This is a genomic window from Streptomyces sp. NPDC012637 (assembly GCF_042954805.1).
Classification (GTDB): Bacteria; Actinomycetota; Actinomycetes; order Streptomycetales; family Streptomycetaceae; genus Streptomyces.
Genome location: NZ_JBIBDS010000001.1, coordinates 45,025 through 65,116 on the forward strand (window position 1 = coordinate 45,025; position 20,092 = coordinate 65,116).

The 20,092-nt window shown below is 71.1% G+C and carries 17 protein-coding genes and 3 pseudogenes; 9 read left to right on the top strand and 11 right to left on the bottom strand.

Going from position 1 to position 20,092, the window contains the following annotated elements:
- Positions 1-56: 56 nt before the first annotated feature.
- Positions 57-4,085: a HAMP domain-containing protein gene (locus ACFY8W_RS00240; RefSeq protein WP_391098217.1), complete on the bottom strand. Its 4,029-nt coding sequence runs from the start codon at positions 4,083-4,085 to the stop codon at positions 57-59.
- Positions 4,086-4,470: 385 nt separating this feature from the next.
- On the opposite strand from ACFY8W_RS00240, the pseudogene ACFY8W_RS00245 reads away from it, so the two are divergent.
- The 3 genes and pseudogenes from ACFY8W_RS00245 (at position 4,471) to ACFY8W_RS00255 (ending at position 8,094) form a co-directional block, all read left to right on the top strand.
- Positions 4,471-6,061, top strand: a pseudogene (locus tag ACFY8W_RS00245) (FMN-binding glutamate synthase family protein).
- Positions 6,062-6,094: 33 nt separating this feature from the next.
- Positions 6,095-7,813 carry a thiamine pyrophosphate-dependent enzyme gene (locus ACFY8W_RS00250; RefSeq protein WP_391098220.1) on the top strand — a complete coding sequence of 573 codons (1,719 nt, stop codon included), beginning with the start codon at positions 6,095-6,097 and terminating at the stop codon, positions 7,811-7,813.
- An 86-nt stretch (positions 7,814-7,899) separates the two neighbouring features.
- Positions 7,900-8,094, top strand: coding sequence for a CsbD family protein (locus tag ACFY8W_RS00255; protein WP_391098222.1), 195 nt, complete (start codon positions 7,900-7,902; stop codon positions 8,092-8,094).
- Positions 8,095-9,073: 979 nt separating this feature from the next.
- On the opposite strand, the gene ACFY8W_RS00260 is transcribed toward ACFY8W_RS00255, so the two are convergent.
- Positions 9,074-9,526 (bottom strand): SRPBCC family protein, encoded by a 453-nt coding sequence (locus ACFY8W_RS00260; protein WP_391098225.1) that lies wholly within the window; start codon positions 9,524-9,526, stop codon positions 9,074-9,076.
- Between the two features lie 279 nt (positions 9,527-9,805).
- Here ACFY8W_RS00260 and ACFY8W_RS00265 point away from each other — a divergent pair, with 279 nt between their 5' ends.
- Positions 9,806-10,915, top strand: coding sequence for a protein kinase (locus tag ACFY8W_RS00265; protein WP_391098228.1), 1,110 nt, complete (start codon positions 9,806-9,808; stop codon positions 10,913-10,915).
- Positions 10,916-11,405: 490 nt separating this feature from the next.
- Complete coding sequence (locus ACFY8W_RS00270) at positions 11,406-11,558, top strand: hypothetical protein (RefSeq protein ID WP_391098230.1); 153 nt, start codon at positions 11,406-11,408, stop codon at positions 11,556-11,558.
- A gap of 283 nt (positions 11,559-11,841) precedes the next feature.
- Here the strand turns inward: ACFY8W_RS00270 and ACFY8W_RS00275 are convergent, their stop codons facing one another.
- Both ACFY8W_RS00275 and ACFY8W_RS00280 read right to left on the bottom strand, forming a co-directional pair.
- On the bottom strand, positions 11,842-12,351 hold the full coding sequence (locus ACFY8W_RS00275) for a hypothetical protein (protein WP_391098232.1): 510 nt from the start codon (positions 12,349-12,351) through the stop codon (positions 11,842-11,844).
- Positions 12,352-12,367: 16 nt separating this feature from the next.
- The gene (locus tag ACFY8W_RS00280) at positions 12,368-12,928 is read right to left on the bottom strand and encodes a hypothetical protein (protein ID WP_391098235.1); all 561 of its coding nucleotides are present in this window, start codon (positions 12,926-12,928) and stop codon (positions 12,368-12,370) included.
- A gap of 510 nt (positions 12,929-13,438) precedes the next feature.
- Here ACFY8W_RS00280 and ACFY8W_RS00285 point away from each other — a divergent pair.
- Both ACFY8W_RS00285 and ACFY8W_RS00290 read left to right on the top strand, forming a co-directional pair.
- On the top strand, positions 13,439-14,125 hold the full coding sequence (locus ACFY8W_RS00285; RefSeq protein ID WP_391098238.1) for a hypothetical protein: 687 nt from the start codon (positions 13,439-13,441) through the stop codon (positions 14,123-14,125).
- Positions 14,126-14,342: 217 nt separating this feature from the next.
- Entirely contained in the window at positions 14,343-15,155 is an 813-nt protein-coding gene (locus tag ACFY8W_RS00290) for a DUF4241 domain-containing protein (RefSeq protein ID WP_391098242.1), read from the top strand.
- Positions 15,156-15,185: 30 nt separating this feature from the next.
- Here the strand turns inward: ACFY8W_RS00290 and ACFY8W_RS00295 are convergent.
- Positions 15,186-15,967, bottom strand: a pseudogene (locus ACFY8W_RS00295) (IS5 family transposase).
- Between ACFY8W_RS00295 and ACFY8W_RS00300 the strand changes: the two are divergent.
- Positions 15,917-16,045 (top strand): hypothetical protein, encoded by a 129-nt coding sequence (locus tag ACFY8W_RS00300; protein ID WP_391101802.1) that lies wholly within the window; start codon positions 15,917-15,919, stop codon positions 16,043-16,045. The pseudogene ACFY8W_RS00295 and the gene ACFY8W_RS00300 overlap by 51 nt on opposite strands.
- Before the next feature lie 40 nt (positions 16,046-16,085).
- Here ACFY8W_RS00300 and ACFY8W_RS00305 read toward each other — a convergent pair whose 3' ends face one another.
- The 4 genes and pseudogenes from ACFY8W_RS00305 to ACFY8W_RS00320 all read right to left on the bottom strand — a co-directional run.
- The gene (locus ACFY8W_RS00305) at positions 16,086-16,574 is read right to left on the bottom strand and encodes a hypothetical protein (protein ID WP_391098244.1); all 489 of its coding nucleotides are present in this window, start codon (positions 16,572-16,574) and stop codon (positions 16,086-16,088) included.
- Positions 16,575-16,779: 205 nt separating this feature from the next.
- On the bottom strand, positions 16,780-17,019 hold the full coding sequence (locus ACFY8W_RS00310; RefSeq protein WP_391098247.1) for a hypothetical protein: 240 nt from the start codon (positions 17,017-17,019) through the stop codon (positions 16,780-16,782).
- Complete coding sequence (locus ACFY8W_RS00315) at positions 17,016-17,678, bottom strand: transposase (RefSeq protein WP_391098250.1); 663 nt, start codon at positions 17,676-17,678, stop codon at positions 17,016-17,018. The genes ACFY8W_RS00310 and ACFY8W_RS00315 overlap by 4 nt, the downstream gene beginning before the upstream one ends.
- A gap of 57 nt (positions 17,679-17,735) precedes the next feature.
- Positions 17,736-18,125 (bottom strand): annotated as a pseudogene (locus ACFY8W_RS00320) (HAD-IA family hydrolase); the annotation flags it as partial.
- A 171-nt stretch (positions 18,126-18,296) separates the two neighbouring features.
- On the opposite strand from ACFY8W_RS00320, the gene ACFY8W_RS00325 reads away from it, so the two are divergent.
- Entirely contained in the window at positions 18,297-18,698 is a 402-nt protein-coding gene (locus tag ACFY8W_RS00325; protein WP_391098252.1) for an SDR family NAD(P)-dependent oxidoreductase, read from the top strand.
- A 185-nt stretch (positions 18,699-18,883) separates the two neighbouring features.
- Here ACFY8W_RS00325 and ACFY8W_RS00330 read toward each other — a convergent pair whose 3' ends face one another.
- Both ACFY8W_RS00330 and ACFY8W_RS00335 read right to left on the bottom strand, forming a co-directional pair.
- Positions 18,884-19,327 carry an anti-sigma factor antagonist gene (locus ACFY8W_RS00330; RefSeq protein WP_391098254.1) on the bottom strand — a complete coding sequence of 148 codons (444 nt, stop codon included), beginning with the start codon at positions 19,325-19,327 and terminating at the stop codon, positions 18,884-18,886.
- A 75-nt stretch (positions 19,328-19,402) separates the two neighbouring features.
- Complete coding sequence (locus tag ACFY8W_RS00335; RefSeq protein WP_391098256.1) at positions 19,403-19,801, bottom strand: MarR family transcriptional regulator; 399 nt, start codon at positions 19,799-19,801, stop codon at positions 19,403-19,405.
- Positions 19,802-20,092: the final 291 nt, after the last annotated feature.

Here is a 20,092-nt window from a genome sequence, read left to right on the forward strand (position 1 = left end):
GGCGCGGCGCGGACGGACGCGCAGCGCGGGGCCGTCCGGCGGGGGCGGTCATGGGGCTAGGCATCGTTCATCCAGCGGCCGACGCAGGCGATGAGCTCGTCGGCGTCGACGGGCTTGGTCACGTAGTCGCTGGCCCCCGACGCGAGGCTCTTCTCACGGTCGCCCGGCATGGCCTTGGCGGTGACCGCGATCACGGGCAGGTCCGCGTACTGCGGCAGCTCTCTGATCCGTGCCGTCGCCGTGTAACCGTCCATCTCCGGCATCATCACGTCCATCAGGACGAGCGAGACGGCGGGGTTCGCCAGGAGCGTCTCGATGCCCTTCCGGCCGTTCTCGGCGTGCAGCACCGTGATGCCGTGCAGTTCCAGGATGCCGCTGAGGGCGTAGAGGTTGCGGGCGTCGTCGTCGACGACGAGGACGGTCCGGCCGTGCAGCCTGGTGTCGATGGCCTGGGGTGCCGGGGCCTGGTGGTCCCCGCGCACCAGGGGCACGACGTCGCCGGGCTGCTCCGCGGACAGGTGCAGGGCGATCCGCTCGCGCAGCTCGTCGAGGCTGGAGAGGAGCTCCAGTGGACGGCGGCGGGCCAGTTCCTGCAGGGCGCCCTCCTCGTCGGCGGGGAGCCGGCGGTTGTTGTGTGCGAGGACGGGGACGGTACGCAGCGCCTCGTCGCCGTCCATGGCCTCCAGGAAGCGCAGGGCGTCGCCGTCCGCCATGTCGACGTCGAGCACGACGCAGTGGAACGGCTGGGTGGCGAGCGCGCCGGCGGCCTCCTGGGGGCCGGCGACGGCGATCAGTTCGATGTCCGTCCGCTCGGCGTGCCCCCCGTCGGCGGCGAGTTGGGTGACCGCGTTCTCGGCGACGACGGCGAGCAGACCGCGCGGGCGTTCCTCGATCACGAGGAGGCGCCGCGCGGGCCGGACCGTCGGCGCGCCCGGCCTGGCCCGCAGGGCGAGCGCGGCGCCCGGGACCGCCACCGGGAGCGTGTTGGCCGCGGGGGTTTCCGCCGACGAGCCGGCGGGGGTGGGCTGTTCCGTGAAGTCGCTACGGGTGACGGGCAGGTAGAGGGTGAAGGTGCTGCCCTCGCCGGCCACGCTGGTGACCGTGAGGGCGCCGCCGAGCAGGTACGCGATCTCGCGGCTGATGGAGAGTCCCAGGCCGGTGCCGCCGTACTTCCGGTTGGTCGTGCCGTCGGCCTGCTGGAAGGCGCCGAAGATGGCCTCCAGGTTCTCGGTGGCGATGCCGATGCCGGTGTCCCTCACGCGGAAGGCGACGACGGGGCCGCCCCGGTGGACCGACATGGGCAGCTCGTCGTGCGACGCCGGTTCGATGCGGAGCTCGACGCTGCCCTGCTCGGTGAACTTGACGGCGTTCGACAGCAGGTTCCGCAGCACCTGCCGCAGCCGGGAGTCGTCGGTGACCAGGTCGACGGGGACGCCGGCGGCCGTGGAGACCGTGAAGGCGAGGCTCTTCTGCGAGGTGAGGGGGCGGAAGGTGGCCTCGACGTAGTCGAGCAGCCTGCGCAGGGGCACGCGCTCCGGGTTGAGGTCCATCTTTCCGGCCTCCACCTTGGACAGGTCGAGGATGTCGTTGATCAGCTGCAGCAGGTCGGATCCGGCCGAGTGGATGATGCCGGCGTACTCGACCTGCTTGGCCGTGAGGTTGCGGGTCGGGTTCTGGGCGAGGAGCTGGGCCAGGATCAGCAGGCTGTTGAGCGGGGTGCGCAGTTCGTGGCTCATGTTGGCCAGGAACTCGGACTTGTACGTGGAGGCCAGCGCGAGCTGCTGGGCGCGGTCCTCGAGTTCCTGCCGGGCCTGCTCGATCTGGAGGTTCTTGGCCTCGATGTCGCGGTTCTGCGTGGCGAGCAGGGCCGCCTTCTCCTCCAGCTCGGCGTTGGAACGCTGGAGTTCCTCCTGCTGCACCTGGAGTTCCTCGGTGCGCGAGCGCAGTTCGCCGGCCAGTCGCTGGGACTCGTCGAGCAGTTCGTCGGTGCGGGCGTTGGCGACGATGGTGCTCAGGTTGACGCCCACCGTCTCCATCAGCTGTTCCAGGAAGTCCCGGTGCACGGAGGTGAAGGGACTGAAGGACATGAGCTCGATGACGCCGAGCACCTGGTCCTCGACGACGATCGGCAGCACCACGAGGCTGCCCCGGGCCGTGCTGCCGAGTCCCGAGGAGATCGTGACGTAGTCGGCGGGCACGTTCTCGGCGGCGATGGTGCGGCGGCTGCGGGCGGCCTGTCCGACGAGCGACTCGCCCAGCCGGAGGCGGTCCCGGCTCCGGTCGCCGGCGGGTCGCCCGTAGGAGCCGACGAGGCCGAGCTCGACGCCTGCCGCACCTTCCTCGGCCAGGTAGAAGGCGCCGTACTGGGCGCCCACGAGCGGGGTCAGCTCGTCCATGACGAGTTCGGCGACGACGGCCAGGTCCCGGTGGCCCTGCATCAGCGCGGAGATCCGGGCCAGGCTGGACTTCAGCCAGTCCTGCTCCTGGTTGGCCCTCGTCGTCTCACGCAGCGAGCCGACCATCGCGTTGATGTTGTCCTTGAGCTCGGCCACCTCGCCGGACGCCTCGACGGTGATCGAGCGCGTCAGGTCGCCCTCGGCGACGGCGCTCGCGACCTCGGCGATGGCGCGTACCTGGCGGGTGAGGTTGCCGGCCAGCTCGTTGACGTTTTCGGTCAGCCGCTTCCAGGTCCCGGATACGCCCTCGACCTCCGCCTGTCCCCCGAGCCGGCCCTCGCTGCCGACCTCGCGGGCCACGCGGGTCACCTCGGCCGCGAACGAGGACAGCTGGTCGACCATCGTGTTGATGGTCGTCTTCAGCTCAAGGATCTCGCCGCGGGCGTCGACGTCGATCTTCTTGGAGAGGTCGCCGTTGGCGACGGCGGTGGTGACCTGGGCGATGTTCCGGACCTGTCCGGTCAGGTTGTTCGCCATGGAGTTGACGTTGTCCGTGAGGTCCTTCCAGGTACCGGCCACGTTCGGCACCCGGGCCTGGCCGCCGAGCCGGCCCTCGGTGCCGACCTCGCGGGCGACGCGGGTCACCTCGTCGGCGAAGGCGGACAGGGTGTCCACCATGGTGTTGATGGTGTCGGCGAGGGCGGCGACCTCGCCCTTGGCCTCCACGGTGATCCTGCGGGAGAGGTCGCCGCGGGCCACGGCGGTGGCGACCTGGGCGATCGAACGCACCTGCCCGGTGAGGTTGGACGCCATCACGTTGACGTTGTCGGTCAGGTCCTTCCAGGTGCCGGAGGCACCCCGGACGGTGGCCTGGCCGCCGAGGTTGCCCTCGGTGCCGACCTCGCGGGCGACGCGCGTGACCTCGTCGGCGAAGGCCGAGAGCTGGTCGACCATCGTGTTGATGGTCGTCTTCAGCTCCAGGATCTCGCCCCGGGCGTCGACGTCGACCTTCTTCGACAGGTCGCCGCCTGCGACCGCGGTGGCGACATGGGCGATCGCCCGCACCTGGGCGGTGAGGTTGCCCGCCATGGAGTTGACGGAGTCCGTCAGATCGCGCCAGGTGCCGGAGACGCCCTTCACGTCGGCCTGCCCGCCGAGGATGCCCTCCGTGCCCACGTCACGCGCCATGCGCGTGACCTCGTCGGCGAAGGCCGAGAGCTGGTCGACCATCGTGTTGATGGTGTTCTTGAGCTCCAGGATCTCGCCGTGCGCGTCCACGTCGATCTTCTGGGAGAGATCGCCCTTGGCGACCGCGGTGGCCACCTGGGCGATGTCACGGACCTGGGTGGTGAGGTTGCCGGCCATCGCGTTCACCGAGTCGGTCAGGTCGGCCCACGTGCCGGAGACGCCGGGTACGGCGGCCTGCCCGCCGAGTGTCCCCTCCGTGCCGACCTCCCTGGCCACCCGCGTCACCTCGGAGGTGAACAGGGAGAGCTGGTCGACCATCCCGTTGAACACGGTGGAGATCTCGCCCATCAGCCCGTCCGCCTCGTCGGGCAGACGGGTCCCGAAGTCGCCGTCCCGCACGGCCGTGAGCCCGGCCAGGAGCTGCCGAAGCTCGGGCTCGCCCACCGCGGCCGGCCGGGACCGTCCCCGGTTCGAGGAGCCCCTGGTCGTCGTGTCAGACATGCGTCGCCACCCTCGTTCCCCACCAAGCTTCCGCTCACGGACCGCCCGGCTCCGGTCACGGGCCGGAGGTTCGCTCCCCCAGGACGTCTCCGGCCGCAATCGTTGCCGTACGGCAATCATGACGACACTACCCCTACGTGATCGACACGAGGAGGGCGGAGGCGGATCATGCGGCCGGAACACGCCGTCGGACCCGGCTCCGGCGGCGCGCGGAGGACACGACCGGGCCGGACCGCCGGGCAGGCGCGGCGGGATGGATGCCCGCCTCTGACGGCCCTCTGACGACCCTCTACCGGCCCTCCACCGGGCCTCCGCCCGCGCCGTCCGCTGCCGACGCGACCGCTGAGGGCGCGTGGCCGGGCCCATCGGGGACAGAAGGCCGTTCATGGTGACGATTCTGCTCGTGGCCTGCCCCGCCCTCGCCGCACTCGCCACCGGCCTCGCGGCCGTCGTGGTGTCTCCGTGGTGGTGGTGCGCGGCCGGACCCACTCTCCTGCTCGCCGTGATCGCGGCGTACGACGTCCTCCAGCGGCGCCACTCGATCCTGCGCAACTACCCGCTCCTGGGCCGCCTGCGGTTCGCGATGGAGGCCATCCGTCCCGAGGTGCAGCAGTACTTCATCGAGGGGAACGTCGACGGCGTTCCCTTCGACCGGGACACCCGCTCCATCGTCTACGAGCGGGCGAAGGGCACGGACGGCGAGGACCCCTTCGGCACGGAACTGGAGCTGGACCGGCCCGGCACCACCTACCTGGTCCCCTCCATGGCCCCGCGCCCCGTGCCGTCCGAACCGCCCCGGGTCCGGATCGGCGGCCCCGACTGCACCCGGCCCTACGACATGGCCCTGCTCAACGTGTCGGCGATGAGCTTCGGTTCCCTCTCCGGCCAGGCGATACGCGCCCTGAACGAGGGCGCCCGGCGCGGTGGCTTCGCCCACGACACCGGCGAGGGCGATATCGGAGCACCATCTCGCCCCAGGCGGCGACCTCGTCTGGGAGATCGGGACGGGGTACTTCGGCTGCCGCACCGAGGACGGCGACTTCGACCCGCGCCGCTTCGCCGAAAAGGCCGCCCTCGACCAGGTCGCCTGCGTCCTGCTGAAGATCAGCCAGGGCGCCAAGCCCGGCATCGGTGGCGTGCTGCCCGGCTCGAAGGTCGGCAGGGAGATCGCCACGGTCCGGGGCGTTCCCGAGGGCCGCACGGTGCTCTCCCCGCCGTACCACCGCGCCTACCGGACCCCCAGGGAGCTCGTGCGCTTCCTCTGCCGGATGCGGGAGCTCGCCGGCGGCAAACCGGTCGGCTTCAAGCTGTGCGTGGGAGCGCGCCGCGAGTTCCTGGCCGTCTGCAAGGCGATGCTGGAGGAGGACGCCACGCCCGACTTCATCGTCGTCGACGGGGCCGAGGGCGGCACCGGGGCCGCACCGCTGGAGTTCGCGGACAGCGTCGGCCTCCCGCTCACCGAGGGCCTGACCACGGTGCACCGGGCGCTCGTCGGCGCGGGCCTGCGCGACCGCATCCGGATCGGCGCCTCCGGCAAGATCGCCACCGGAGCCGACATCGTCAAACGGCTGGTCCAGGGGGCCGACTACGTCAACTCCGCCCGGGCCATGATGTTCGCCCTCGGGTGCATCCAGGCCCAGCGCTGCCACACCAACACCTGTCCCGTCGGGGTCGCCACCCAGGACCGCCGGCGGGCCCGGGCACTCGACGTCGCTGACAAGGCACGGCGCGTCCAGCGCTACCAGGAGGCGACCGTCAGGAGCGCCCTCCGGCTCATGGCCGCCATGGGCGTCGACGGTCCGGACGGGCTCGCGCCGGGGATGCTCCTGCGCCGCGTCGGACCGGCCGCCGTCCGGTCCCATGCCGAGCTGTACGAACCGCTCGAACCCGGGCAGCTGCTGGTCCCCGCATCGGTTCCGGCTTCGTGGGCAGGCGACTGGAAGGCGGCTCATCCGGACCGGTTCACGTTCCCGTGAGCCGGTCGACGTCCTTCGTGAAAGGAGACCCCCATGACTCGTACCGTCGCCCAGGTGATCGTCGACGGTCTCGCGGACCTCGGTGTCGGCCACGTCTTCGGTGTGGTCGGCGACGCCCTCAACCCGCTCACCGACGCCATCCGGACCACCGAGGGCATCGACTGGACCGGCTTCCGCCACGAGGAGGCGGCGGCCTTCGCCGCCGGAGCACGGGCCCAGCTGTCGGGCGAGCTCGCGGTCTGCATGGGCACCGTCGGGCCGGGATCCGTGCACCTGCTCAACGGACTGTACGACGCGGCCAAGAGCGGTGCGCCGGTCCTGGCGGTCTGCGGCCAGGTGCCGCTGTCGGAGATGGGCGGGGACTACTTCCAGGAGGTGGACAACGACCTCCTCTTCCGGGACGTGGCCGTGTACCGGGCGACCGTGACCTCCCCCTCCCAGATGCCGCGACTGCTGGAGTCGGCGGTGCGGGCGGCCGTGACCCGGCGGGGCGTGGCGGTGCTGACCGTACCCGGGGACCTCGGGGACCAGAAGGTCGAGGATGACCGGCCGCCGCGCTTCGCGCTGCCCCGCCCGGCCGTCACCCGCCCCGACGACCCGGCGCTCGCGGCCGCGGCGGAGGCGATCGCCGAGGGGTCCCGGGTGACCCTCCTGGTGGGACGCGGCGCCCGGGAGGCCCGCGAGGAGGTGCTGCGCACCGCCGAGCTCCTGTCGGCGCCCATGGTGCTGACCCTGAAGGGCAAGGAGGGATTCGAGGAGGACAACCCGTACGAGGTCGGCCAGACCGGCCTGATCGGCAACCCGGCCGCGGCGCACGCCATGGACAGCTGCGACACGCTGATCCTGCTGGGGACGGACTTCCCGTACCGGGACTGGTACCCGGAGGCCCGCCGTGTGGTGCAGATCGACGTGCGGGAGGAGCACCTCGGCCGCCGCGTCCCGGTCGACGTCGGTCTCGCCGGGGACGTGGGCGCCACGCTGCGGGCGCTGCTGCCGCTGCTGAGGCCCGTTCCGTCGCGGTCCCACCTCGACGAGGCCCGGGAGCGGTTCGCGCGGTGGGAGAAGGACCAGGCCGCCCTCGCCGACCCCGCCCACGACAAACGTCTGCTGGGGCGGGTGCGGGCGATGTTCGACAACCGGGTGGAGGAGATCCGGCCCGAGGCCCTCGCGGCCGCGATCGACCGGCACGCGGCCGACGACGCGATCTTCACCTCCGACACCGGAATGGCCACGGTGTGGCTGTCACGGCTCGTGCGGATGCGCGGCACCCGTCGCCTGATCGGTTCGTACAACCTCGGCTCCATGGCCAACGCGATGCCCCAGGCCATCGGGGCCCAGCTGTGGGCGCCGGACCGCCAGGTGGTGGCCTTCTGCGGCGACGGCGGCCTCGGCATGCTGCTCGGCGACCTGATGACCGTCCGGTCCGAACGGCTGCCGGTGAAGCTCGTCGTCTTCGACAACCGTCGTCTCGGCATGGTCAAACTGGAGCAGGAACAGGCCGGCCTCCCCGAATTCGGGACGGTCCTCGACAACCCCGACTTCGCCGCGGTCGCCGAGGCGCTGGGCCTGACCGGCATCCGCGTCACCGATCCGGGCGAGCTGGACGAGGCCGTGCGCAAAGCGCTCGCCCTGCCCGGCCCCGTGCTCCTGGACGTCGTGACCAACCCGGCGGAGGTGGCCGTGCCGGGCAAGCCGACGGTTTCGCAGGGCTGGGGCTTCGCCATCGCCAAGATCAAGGAGAACCTCCCGTAGGCCGTCTGCCGAGCGGTGCGGCTCCACAGTCCGAGGGGTTTGCATCCGCGGATACCGGTCATGCGTCCTTTTGTCGGATGTGTCGTATGGAAAAGGAGTGGATCCTCGTGTCCGGTAAGCAGAAGACGAAGGCCAAGGGCGAGCAGGCCAAGGGCAAGGCGAAGGAAGCGATCGGCCGGACGGTCGGTAACGAGCGTCTCGAGGCTGAGGGCCGGGCCGAGCAGGCCAAGGGCGACGCACGCGGCGCCAAGGAGAAGGCGAAGGACGTCTTCAAGCACTGACAGGACGGATGACGGACCTCGCGTCCGGCTCGGAGGGGCGGTGCGCCACATGGGCGGCCGCCCCTCCGCCGTGCGCGTGCCTGCGGAGGCGGGTCAGCTTGCGTGCGAAGGCGGGTCTGCGTACGGGCGGAGGCGGGTCTGCGTACGGGCGGAGATGGGTCTGCGTACGTGCGGACGTGGGTCGCCCTCTGGCGCCGGCGCGGACGTGCAGGGGGCGGTCGCCCCCCTGTCGTCGGCGCGGAGGTTCCGGGGCGGCCGCCCTCTGCCGCCGATGCGTGCGTGGGCCCTCTGCCGGTGGCGCGCACGTGGGTGGCCGCTGGGCTGCCGTTCGTCGGCGTCGGCCTAGCTCCTGCCGCTGCGTGCGAAACGCACCACGGCTTCGTCGGGGCCTGGATGAAGGAGCCCACTCGACGGCGACGGGGGTTGCCACCGAGCCGTCGTACCGCGCACAGACCACCGCCACACACAGAGCACCGCCCCGCACCGGCCTGAGGCCGGTGCGGGGCGGCCGGATGCTGCCGGCCCGCGGCGAGGGGGCGGCCGCGGGCCGGCAGTGGAGAGGCGTCCCATGCGCTCCTGTCCTCCGCCTACCCGCCCTTCCAGGGACCATTCCAGGTTCTCTCCGGCGGTGCATCGGGACCGCTCGGGTGCCCGGGCCGCTCGCGCGTGCGCCGGCCCCCGGAAGGGCGTACGACGGGCCTGCGGGGGCTGCGGGGGCTGCGGGGGCTGCGGGGGCTGCGGGGGCTGCAGGGGCTGCAGGGGCTGCAGGGGCTGCGGGGGCTGCCGGGGCTGCCGGGGCTGCCGGGGCTGCCGGGGCTGCCGGGGCTGCCGGGGCTGCCGGGGCTGCGGGGGCTGCGGGGGCTGCGGGGGCAAACGTACGACGGCGTGGGCCGGACGGTGACTCGTCCGGCCCACGCCGTCTTGTGCCCTGGGACCTCCGGCCCCGGGGCAGGGGTCCGAGCCCCTTCGCAGGCTCTCCTCAGACCGCTCCGCGCCAGGCGCCCGTCTCCTGGCCGCCGCGGCCTTCGATGAACGACTTGAACCGCTTCAGGTCGCCGGTCACCTTGCGCTTGACGAACCCGGCCTTGTCCCCGACCTGCTCCGCCAGACCCTCGGGGGCGAAGTCCATCTGGAGCATGACCTTCGTCCGGCCCTCGTCGAGACGGTGGAACGTGACGACGCCCGCCTGCCGCGCCTCGCCCTCGACGGTCGTCCAGGCGATGCGTTCGTCCGGGATCTGCTCGGTCACGACGGCGTCGAACTCGCGCCGCACACCGCCGATCTCCGTCACCCAGTGGGTGAGCGTGTCCGTGTGCTGCTCGATCCGCTCCACGCCGTCCATGAAGTGCGGGAACGTCTCGAACTGAGTCCACTGGTCGTACACGGCACGGACCGGGACCTCGACCTCGACGGACTGCTCGACCTTCGACATGCCAACACCTCTCTGCTGAAGGATGTTTCCCTCCCCATCGGGGCGGGATTGCCATGATTCGCCTAACCCGTCCTGCTGAACTCACACCTCGTCGGCAAGAGCCGCACCGTTCCCACGCCCTCAGGGCCCCTCCGGCTGCTCGCCGGCGGCACGAGCCGCGGATGTTCATGGACCGACGGGGCACGTGTCAGCCGCGAGCCCGTGCACGCACCGGCGGGCCACACGTACCCGTCGGCCGGCCCTTCGGCAGAGGGCAGGCCACATCTCCAGGGAGCACCGATGCAGGTCCGCGCGAAGCCCGTACTTCCGGATCCCAGGCTGACGGCGCGTGCCGTCGCGGGCCGTTACCGGCTCGACCGTCACCTGGGCAGCGGCGGTGCGGCCGACGTGTACGAGGCGCTGGACCTGCGTCTGCGGCGCCCGGTGGCCGTGAAGGTGTTCCGCCCCGAGGACGCCCGCCGTACCGGCGCGCAGTGCGGCGAGGAGGCCCGGCTCCTGGCACGGATGCACCATCCCGGTCTGGTGACGCTCTACGACTCGGGCGAGGAGGACGGCCGGCCCTTCCTCGTGATGCAGCTCGTCCGCGGGAGGACCCTCCGACGGCGTATAGCCCGGGCGGTCCTCACGCCCGCCGAGACCTGCCGGATGGGATCGGCCCTCGCCTCGGCCCTCGCCCACGTCCACGCTCACGGAGTCGTCCACCGCGACGTCAAACCGTCGAACATCCTGCTGGACCGGGCGGATACGCCCCACCTCTCGGACTTCGGCATCTCCCGCCGCTTCGACGGTCCCGCGGATGCCCCGCCCGAGGGCCACGGCACGTTCGTCGGGACCGCCTCCTACATGGCGCCCGAGCAGGCCCTGGGCCGGAAGGCGGGGCCCGGGGCCGACGTCTACAGCCTCGGCCTGGTGCTCCTTGAGGCGCTGAAGGGCGAGGCGGAGTACGGCGGTTCGCCGTTGGAGGCGGCGCTGGCGCACCTGAACCGGCCCCCGGTGCTACCGCCGGGCCTTCCGGTCGGGCTCGCCCGCCTGCTGTCGGCCATGACCGTCCTGCCCGCCGAGGCGCGGCCCGACGCGGCCGCCTGCGCCCGGGTCCTCGCCGACCCGCGAACCGCCGGACGGACCTCCTCCGGGGACGGAAGGCCGGCGCGCCGGACCTCCGGAGAACCGACCGGAGCGGTCGGCGCCCGCTCGTCCGTCAGGTCTCTCGGGGTCGGCCGTGCGGGGCGCTCCGGCGCGCGCGCCGTGGTGGCGCCGCTGGTGGCGCTCGGTCTCACGCTGTCCGGCTCTCTGGCCGGCGACGCGGCCGGGGAGGCCGCGGCGTCGCCCCGGACGGCATCCGCGGACGGGACCCCCGACAGCGCTGGCACGGATCCTTCCCGGCGGTGACGCCGTCAATCCCCGTGTGACGTCGCCGATCCCCGCGGTAGCGCCGTCGGTCTCTGCGGTGACGCCGTCGGTCCTGGCGGTGACGCCGTCGGTCCCGGCGGTGACGTCGCCGATCCCCGCGGTATCGCCGTCGATCCCCGCGGTGACGCCGTCGATTCGGCTGCCTGACGCGGCATCAGGAGGTCCCCGCATGCGCCGCATCGAGGCGGAGGACCTTCAACGGGCGTGCGGATTGCGGGGTGTGAGACGGCAACGACGGGCAACACGGAGTGACAGAACTCGGCCCGGGGCACTCGCCCTCGACGATGGGAAAGGTGGCGGACATGGCACACGACACGTGGCCCTCCGAGAAGGCCGCGACGCCCCCAGCTCAGCCGCACCTGACCGGTTACCGGGCCGAACCCACGGACGGATACGCCGGCTCGGTGGACACGCCCCGCGAAACCGTCCAGCCCTATGGATCGGACCCTATGGATCGGAGGAGATTCCCATGACCGCACTTCTTGCCCGTATCAAGCGGTTCGCCCGCAGCCCTCAGGGACGTAACGCGGCGGCGTCCGTGCGCCGGGCCGCCGCTGACCCGCGCCGGCGCGCTCAGGCGCAGCGCCTTCTCGACAAGCTGCGCGGCCGCCGCCGCCACTGACGGCCGCCGACCCGCCTCGGAGGGTCGAGGGTATGACGCCCCGCGCGATGTACGGCGCGGGGCGTCGTCGCGCGCGCCGGTGGCCTCTGCTGCGGCGATGCACGCACCGCCCCCTGAACGGCCCTTCGGGAACGGGCAGTCACGCCTGGGAAGGCGGTTACGCCTGGGCGTGCGGCGTCGCGGAAGAACCGGCAGCGGGCATGGTGCCGGCCCGGCGGTGCGGGCTGTGGAACCTCACGCACGGCCGGGCCGGAAACCCGGGGGCACGCCCCCCGTACAGGCGTCAGGTGGACAGGAGTCGCTGGAACAGGGCGCGGTACCGGCACAGCGCGCGGCGCAGGCTCTCGGTGTCGGCCTCGAGCCCCTGGTTCCATTCCCCCTCCAGGGTGTGCCGGTGCCGGGCGAAGGTGTCGGCCAGGGTTCGCATCACGTCCCCGACGAGCACGTCCGCCGCGTGGACGGCCTGGCGGGGGTCGTCGACGAACTGGCCCTGAACCTCGTGCCAGCGCCGGCGGAACTCCTCTTCCGCCTCGGCGCCGAGCAGGTCCGTCGTCCCCTCCGCGTCCGGGCCGGTGTCGGGCCGCGCGGAGCGGGCCGGGTCCGGTCGGTCCTCCGCGGCACTGACGCCGTGCGTGTTCTGCCTGCTCTGCCCCGGGTCCTGCGGGGCGGGCGCGGCGTGACGGGCGTGGCCGCCGTGGCCGGAGGCTGCCAGGTCCGGGGGTGCGGAGGGCATGGGCGGGTGCCGGGTCTCCGACACCTGGGTCGTGCGCTCGGACGTGTCGTGGTGGGGCATCTCTCCTGCCTCCGCGTCAGGACCGGCGGGCGCCGGTCGGCCCGCCGTCGGCGAGCAAGTCGTCGAAGAGGGTGCGGTAGCGCATCATCGCGCCCCTCAGCTGTTCGGTGGTGGCGGCGTCGCAGGTGCTCACCGCGTGAACCTCCAGGGCCGCCCGGTACTGCTCCAGGGCGCGACCGTGTCGCACGGACAGGTCGCGCAGCCGCTGCTCGTACCCTTCGTCGGGGTACCCGCGGTCGCGCATCAGTGCCGCCACAAGCTCGTCGGCGTCGTGGACGGCCGCCTCGGGGCGATCCACGAACTCTTCCTGGATGCGCGCCCACCGTCGGGCGTACTGTTCCCGCACCTCGCCGGGCAGCGGCTTGATCTCCAGGTCGGCGAAGCGGCGTTCGCGGTCTTCCAGTTCGCGTTCCGCGGACCGTCTGTTGCCGGCCGCCTCGACGGCCCGTTCGTACTCGGGCCCGAAACGATCGCGCAGTCGCGCCCGCCGCCGACGGTTCACGGCCATGCCGGCGACGAACCCGCCGACAACGACGACCGCGATGACCGCGATGACCGCGACGATTCCGGTCGACATCGACTCTCACCCTTTCGCGTTCTCGCAGAGTCGCGCTGTTCGGTCCCGGCCCTTCCGGGGCCTGGGACTCATGGAAGCCCGCTTGCCCCGCGACCTCGAACACAAACAGGGCATACAGGGACGCAAAGGGAAGAAACGGGATCCCTGCGTCCTGTCCGCGCCGGACGGGACGGAGCAGTCTCCCGGCACCGCCGCCTCTCCTGCGGCACGCGAACGAACGGCGTGAATCCGCCGCCGGTGATGAAGGCGGCTGCGTAGAGATCAAGGACCGGGCGGCGGTCTCGTGGCTCAGATGCAGCGCAACGACGCCGACGATCATGCCGCTCGCCAGGCAGAGGTTGCAGAAACCGACGTTGAACCGCCAGATGCGGACGTCAGGCCGAACGGCGGGGCAGGGTGACGTCGGAGCATCGGAGCGGGAGATCCACCCTCCGGCCGCCGACCCGCTATATCTTCCGAGGGCAGGACGGCGACAGCCACTTCGCACTCGACCGTTAGGGCCTTGCCACAGTGACCGGACGCATCCCCGAGCCGACCGAGAGCCCGAGTCGGCGGGAACCCGTCGGTGAGGCCCGCTGGCCGATGGCCATGGCCGTCGTCACCGCCATGGTGCTGACCCTCCTGCTCCCGGACGACCTCCGACTGGCGCCCCGCTGGGTTCTCCCGACCGTCGAGGGACTGCTTCTGCTCGCGCTCGTCGCCGGCGACCCGGGCCGGATCGACCGGCGCTCGACGGTGCTGCGCGGAACGTCGATCGCCTTGGTGTGCGTTCTCGCACTCAGCGCCGTCTGGTCCACCGCCCAGCTGGTCGACGACATCCTCCACGGCGGCAAGGAGACCAGCTCCGCCACCAGCCTGCTGCAGACCGGCGGCACCGTGTGGGCCGGCACCGTTCTGGCGTTCTCCCTGCTGTACTTCGAACTCGACAGTGGCGGAGCTGCCGCCCGTGCCCACCACATGCCCCGCACACCCGCGCTCGCCTTCCCCCAGCAGCTCAACCCCGAAGTGGCCGACGCCGACTGGCGGCCCCGCTTCGTCGACTACCTCTACCTCGCGCTCACCAACGCCACCGCCTTCAGCCCTACTGACGTGATGCCCCTGGCTCCCTGGGCCAAGATCGCCATGAGCGTCCAGTCCCTCGGCTCCCTGCTCATCCTCGGCCTGGTGGTCGCCCGCGCGGTCAACGTCCTCGCCTGAGGTCCCTCGCTCCGCGGTCCTGATGACAGGGGATCCGTCCAGCCGCGTCGTTCGGCCTGAGCGCGCACACGGCGGTTGGCTCTGTTCACGGGTAGCGGTTCTGGCACAGACCTTGGGGAGCGATCACGGATTGCGACGATGCAAGAAGTGCCGGTGTCAGCGGGTCCACGTAGCTTTCGGTTGACCGCCCGGCCGGGTGGCGAGGAGGGAGTGAGACATGGAGTGGGTCAGGGACGCGCGGCTGGCAGCCGGGCCTGAGGCCACCTGGTACTTGGAGGCGGCTTTCACGCCCGGTGCTCACCTTGGCACGGTGTACGACGACCCGACGACGCCGGTAGTCGTGACGGCCATCGAGGAGCTGACGACGATCCGCGTACCGAGCGGCCGGCTCGTCGTCGATGCGCCATGGCACGACGACCAGGTCTGGGAGTACCAGAGGGGGCTGCCGACCAGGCCCCCGCGGGAGCTGGCGGTGCGCATTCCCCCGGGCGTCTACCGGGTTGAGATCGCGTGGACGGCGGGCCCGTACGAGTTCATGGGCGAGCACGTCGACGGCGTTGAGTGCGCCGCGACGCGCCTGTGTATCAGCGACGACCCTGTCGTCGGATGGGAGATGGCCCTGAGTGTCGAGGACGACATCGCCCGGCTTCAGCCGGGCGAGGAGCCCTGCTTCTTCTCCGATGCCAATGTCGGTTGCTTCGCCGACGCAGGCGCGTGGACGACCTTGTCCGCACCGTTTCGCACGTTCATAGACGGGGATCCTGCACCGCGCGACTCCGAGCAGTTGGCTGACGGGTGCGAACGGGTACGCGACGAGTCGCAGCAAGCCGATTTGGTCACCTTCGGGGCCGAGTCGGGCGGCGTCGTCTGGTTGGGCCGCACGAAGACCGGCGATGTGGCGGCATGCCCGACGCCAAAGCATGACGTCGCTGCCGCCTCTCCCTGTCCTGCAAGTCGCACAGCCGGACGTGCCTGCTTTCACTGCAGCAGGATCATCTTCCAGGGCAGGTGGAAGCCGGCTCGGCCGTAGAGCTGTCTCTTGATCTTTTTACTGGTCGTTTCAAAATGAGGTCCGAAGGCGGCGGAGGCATATGAGGCTGCAGGCAAGGTCGAGCAACCCCTGGTGGAGATCGGCGCGGCGTTCGTAGCGCGTACGGAGCCGTTTGAACTGGTGCAGCCAGGCGAATGCCCGCTCGACCACCTAGCGGACCTTGCCCAGTCCGGAGCCGTGGGCGATGCCCCGTCGGGCGATCATGGGTTTGATGCCGCGTTTCCACAGCAACCTGCGGTACTTGTCGAAGTCGTAGCCCCGGTCGGCGTACAGACGCCGGGGTTTGCGGCGGGGGCGTCCCCGAGCTCCCCGAATCGGCGGGACTGCGTCGAGCAGGGGCAGGAGCTGGGTGACGTCGTGCCGATTGCCGCCGGTGAGCGTGACGGCGATTGGGGTTCCGTGGCGGTCAACGATCAGGTGGTGCTTGGAGCCGGGACGGGCGCGGTCGACGGGCGAGGGGCCAACGTGGTCCCCCCTTTGAGGGCCCGCACGTGCGATCCGTCCACGGAGCAGTCGTCCAGGTCCAGCAGGTCGGCGCGGCGAAGCTCAGCCAGCAGGGCAGCATGCAGGCGCGGCCAGACACCGGCTTCGGTCCAGTCCCGCAGCCGGCGCCAGGCCGTCACTCCGGAACAGCCCACGGTCTCCGCCGGGACGTCCCGCCAGGCGACACCGGTCCGCAGCACGAACAGGACGCCGGCGAGTGCTGTTCGGTCAGGAACACGCAACCGCCCGGGATGCCGGTGACGTCGTTCGGGAGCAGGTGGCAGCAACGGGGCCACCCGCTCCCACAGGTCGTCCGGAACAAGATCAGCACGCACCCGGACACCGTGCCGACCAAGATCGTCGAGCACAAGACCCGCGGCATCTGATTCGAGCGCAGGGTCTGGCGTGGTTGGCCAGATCGAGCACTCAGCCTGAGGCGCCCTCCAGCGGAAGGTGGTCCCGGAAGTACTGCGACTCCAACCACTCCTCCTTCACGAAGAGCGGACGCGTCAGGCGCCCTGCACCGACCTGCTGCGAGCGCAGAAGAATCCCAAGGTCAGTCAGGGAAAGCGAGTCATCAGGCGTGTAGAGAACCCAGTTCCCATGCTGCGCAGCGTGATCCAGCAGGAACTGCTGGCCCTGCTCCGGATCGCTTCCCGCCAGCGGGAAGCCAGACAGGAAGACCTGCGGACCGGTGACCGCATCCAGCGCAACGCAGGCGAGCTTGCCCGCGTCGTAGAACGCCTTCACCCCATCGGGGAAGTCCTCCTGCGCATACGGACCGCCAACCAGTTCCTGCGGTCCTAGGACCAAAAGTGCTTGGGCGACCTCGGCTGGAGACATCCCGAACTGCAACGGACCCACGCCGGCTCCCGACTGCAGCTCCCAGCACTCCCGCTCCGCATCCGCGCCCATCCACCCACTCCTACGTCCGACCGGTCCGGACCTGCTTCTGTTGCTCAGGCCGTATGTACAGGGCCATGGGCCAAGGTGCCAACATCGCTGCACAAGTGCCCACGGGAGCGCTGCTCTCGGCCGGAGTCATTCTGAAACGGTCAGTTAATGCGCTTCACGGCTCCCTCGATGCTGCCCGAGTTCCAGTCCAGGGTGAGGCCGGCGGTCACAGCGTCGAGGTCCCGGAGCAGGTGGCGTGCGAAGCCGGCAAGGCCGGGTAGCTGGCTTCGACGGTGCTGATCCTGAATGGGAGCGTGGTGCCGAGGCGGCCGCTGAGCATCTCGCCGAAATCACGGACGTGTCCGGCGGCTATGCCCAGTTCGGGACAACGGGCCAGGACGCCTTTCAGGCCGATGCGGTCTTCCTGGGTCAGAGCGGTGGGGTGGCGGGTGAGCCAGCCGGTCACCTCCGTACCGTCGGCGGCCGTGGCGGTGCTGCGGACAGAGCCCCGCTCAAGGTGGCGATGTGGGCTCGGACCATGCCGTAGGTGACGGGTGACTGCTCGGCAACCAGCTCGTCGTGGAGCTGGGTGACGCTGGTGCATCCTTCTGTGAATCGTCGTTCCAGGTAGGGCTTGTAGGGGTCCAGTCTGCTGGGCCGAGGCCGGGTCTCGCGGAGGGTCTCCTGCCAATGTGCGGCGTTCACGTACCGGAGGACGGTGTTGAGGCGCCAGCCCAGGTGCCGGGCGACCGCCCGGCGTGAGTGGCCTTGGGCGAGGATCTCGTGGATGAGAGCGTGTGCTGCCTTCTTTCGCTCGGCCCGTCGGCCGACGGGCTCCGAGTCGTCCTGCGGCCGATCCGAAGCCGGTGGGTTGTCCTGCGGCAGCACGCCGCTGGGTGTCGGGGTACGCAGGCAGCAGCGATGGGCGGCGACGCAGGTCTCTACCGCCCGGCCGAGGCCCTGCCACAGATGGAACCGGTCAGCGACCTGCAGAGCATCGGGGGCGCCTCGCGCGCCCTCGGCGTAGGCGCCTGCCCGATCCCGGCAGATGATCTCCACGCCGGGGTGGCGGTCCAGCCAGTCGGCCAGTGGCCTGGCTTCTCGCGTTGGGAGAACATCGACCACGCGGATCAATCGTTTCAACGCCTGGCCGGCAACCGTGGGAGACCGGCCAGGCCGACGTCATCCGAGCGGGACCCGCCCTGCGGCCCGGGGCCCTGCATCCAGATGAGCTGCGATGCGCGTAACGGTCCGGGCGTTGTCCTCGAACAGATGCGCCTGCATACCCGCCGCCTGGGCGGCCTCAATGTTGACTGCGACGTCGTCGATGAACAGGCAGTTCTCCGGCCGCACGTCCAAGCTGGCGCATGCGGCCTCGAAGGCACGCAGGTCGGGCTTCTCGGTGCCGATCTCGTGCGAGTAGACGATCTGCTCCACCAGCTTGTCGAAGTGATAAAGCGACGTCTGCCGTTCCCGGGCGCCCACGAAGCTGTTGCTCAGGATGCCCAGCCTGCAGCTTCCGCGCAGCCCTCGCACATAGTCGATCAACTCCTCGAAAGGAACCGCCGGGTGGTGGATGACGTCCCGTAGGTCCGAACATCGGATTCGGACGATCGACGTCGATCGCGTACGACCCCACACCAGCACCGTGTGCGACCCGGTCCCTCCACGGTGACCTGGCCGATGGGCGAGGAACGGGCGGTTGCCCAACTCCGGCACTGCATCGACGAAGGAATGGATCCCATGTCTCTGGCCGGCAAGAAGATCGTGGTCATCGGCGGAACCTCCGGCATCGGCTTCGCCAGGGCCCAACAGGCCTCGGCAGCCGGCGCGGACGTCGTGCTGGCCTCCAGCAGGCAGGACCGCGTGGACGCCGCGACGAAGCTGTTGGGCGAGCCCGCCGGAGGCCGCGGCCTGGACGTCGCCGACGGCAACGCCATAGCCGCGTTCTTCGAGGAGGTCGGAGAGCTCGACCGCCTCGTCCACACCGCGGGGGTATCCCTGGTGGTAAAGCCGTTGGCCGACACCACCCCGCAGAAGGCCAGGACGGTCTCCGAACGCCGGTTCTGGGGTGCGTTCCTCGCCTCCAAGTCCGCGGCACCGCGCCTGCGCGACGGCGGCTCGATCACCTTCAGCTCCGGATGAAGGGCTGGGGCCTGTCCCTTTGACTGCCGGCCAGGGGTGGCGTCGATGACCGTGGGGGCTCGGTGGACGGTTTCCGTCACACCGGCACGCCGACTGCCTGCGGGAGCGGACCGACCCGCGCAGCTGCCGTCTGCGAGGTGCCGGCGTGCACCACGCGGCGCTCGGCGTCGCCCGCCCGCACCTCCTCAGCCTGGCCGGGTACCGGAGAAACGGGCTGGGCCGGTCCCGGCCGCCAAGGTTTCCGGAAGGGGCCAGCCACGGACGGTGAGGAGATGCTGGGCCCCGGTCACGCGCAGCAGGCGGGCGACCGGGCGGCTCGGTGCGGTCAGCACGAGGGTTTTCCCGGCCTTGCGTGCCTGCCGGTTCAGGTCGCTCAGGACGTGCAGGCCTTGGCTGTCGCAGAAGGTGACGGCGGACAGGTCGATGTCGAGGCCACAGGGGCTGGAGTCCAGCGCCGCGGTGAGGTCACGGCGCAGGCCGTCGGCATCCTCCATGTCGATCTCGCCGCACACGCGGACCGCCACCCGCTGCGCGCCGGGTTCGCAGACCACGGCGACGACCGAGGGACGCAACGTGCCGTTGATGTGCTCCACCGCAGCGGGGAGCGGGCGGTCGAACTGGGAGGTCATGGCCTTACTCCCTTCAGACCCCGAAACGCGGGGAAGAAGGCCGGCAGGGCGTTGGCACAGTGAGCCCGGGTCCCCTCACCCGGGACCGTGGTCGGCATGGTGACCAGCGGCATCCACAGGTCGGCCGTGCGGGTCGCGCTCACCGTCATCACGATCCGAGCGGCCGGCCCCGGCAGGCGGGTCGAGGCCGACGAGCAGATGCAAGAAGTCCGCGATCTCGTGGTGACCCTCGGCCGGATGGCGAAAGAGGGTCCCCGGCGTGACCTCGTAGTGGTTCCGGCGGCCGCGGCGTACCCGGGTGAGGTACCCCGCGTTCTCCAGGTCCGTGACGATCGCCTGGACCGCCCGCTCCGTGATCTGGCAGCGCTCCGCCAGATCGCGCAGCCGGATCTCCGAATCACGCAGGATCATCGCGAGGATCCGAGCGTGGTTCGTGACGAACGTCCAGCTGCCCCGAGGCACCGTCGACTCCATGTCCGAAATTATACGATTTGCGATACCGGTTCCACCAGACCGGAATCCGCGATCCGGACACGCGGCTCGTGACAGCCCCGGCGCGCGACCAACGGCTCACCGACACCCGGCCTGCCGGTCCGGCGGCGGGTCCGGCGCAGCGTCGGCGCGCCGAGCATCCAGACCACGGCCGGCCGGGTCTTGACCCTGTCACCGGTCTACCGAGGCGGCGAAGTCCGTGTCGCGGTTCAGCCCGGGCCGGCCGTGCTCATGCGGAGCCGTCGTGGGGCCCGGCGGCACGACGGCGGTCAC

What these genes read in the sequence shown, in the direction of transcription:
- ACFY8W_RS00240 (WP_391098217.1), bottom strand. Translation starts at nt 4,085, where the DNA reads ATGTCTGACACGACGACCAGGGGCTCCTCGAACCGGGGACGGTCCCGG.
- ACFY8W_RS00250 (WP_391098220.1), top strand. Translation starts at nt 6,095, where the DNA reads ATGACTCGTACCGTCGCCCAGGTGATCGTCGACGGTCTCGCGGACCTC.
- ACFY8W_RS00255 (WP_391098222.1), top strand. Translation starts at nt 7,900, where the DNA reads ATGGAAAAGGAGTGGATCCTCGTGTCCGGTAAGCAGAAGACGAAGGCC.
- ACFY8W_RS00260 (WP_391098225.1), bottom strand. Translation starts at nt 9,526, where the DNA reads ATGTCGAAGGTCGAGCAGTCCGTCGAGGTCGAGGTCCCGGTCCGTGCC.
- ACFY8W_RS00265 (WP_391098228.1), top strand. Translation starts at nt 9,806, where the DNA reads ATGCAGGTCCGCGCGAAGCCCGTACTTCCGGATCCCAGGCTGACGGCG.
- ACFY8W_RS00270 (WP_391098230.1), top strand. Translation starts at nt 11,406, where the DNA reads ATGACCGCACTTCTTGCCCGTATCAAGCGGTTCGCCCGCAGCCCTCAG.
- ACFY8W_RS00275 (WP_391098232.1), bottom strand. Translation starts at nt 12,351, where the DNA reads ATGCCCCACCACGACACGTCCGAGCGCACGACCCAGGTGTCGGAGACC.
- ACFY8W_RS00280 (WP_391098235.1), bottom strand. Translation starts at nt 12,928, where the DNA reads ATGTCGACCGGAATCGTCGCGGTCATCGCGGTCATCGCGGTCGTCGTT.
- ACFY8W_RS00290 (WP_391098242.1), top strand. Translation starts at nt 14,343, where the DNA reads ATGGAGTGGGTCAGGGACGCGCGGCTGGCAGCCGGGCCTGAGGCCACC.
- ACFY8W_RS00305 (WP_391098244.1), bottom strand. Translation starts at nt 16,574, where the DNA reads ATGGGCGCGGATGCGGAGCGGGAGTGCTGGGAGCTGCAGTCGGGAGCC.
- ACFY8W_RS00325 (WP_391098252.1), top strand. Translation starts at nt 18,297, where the DNA reads ATGTCTCTGGCCGGCAAGAAGATCGTGGTCATCGGCGGAACCTCCGGC.
- ACFY8W_RS00330 (WP_391098254.1), bottom strand. Translation starts at nt 19,327, where the DNA reads ATGACCTCCCAGTTCGACCGCCCGCTCCCCGCTGCGGTGGAGCACATC.
- ACFY8W_RS00335 (WP_391098256.1), bottom strand. Translation starts at nt 19,801, where the DNA reads ATGGAGTCGACGGTGCCTCGGGGCAGCTGGACGTTCGTCACGAACCAC.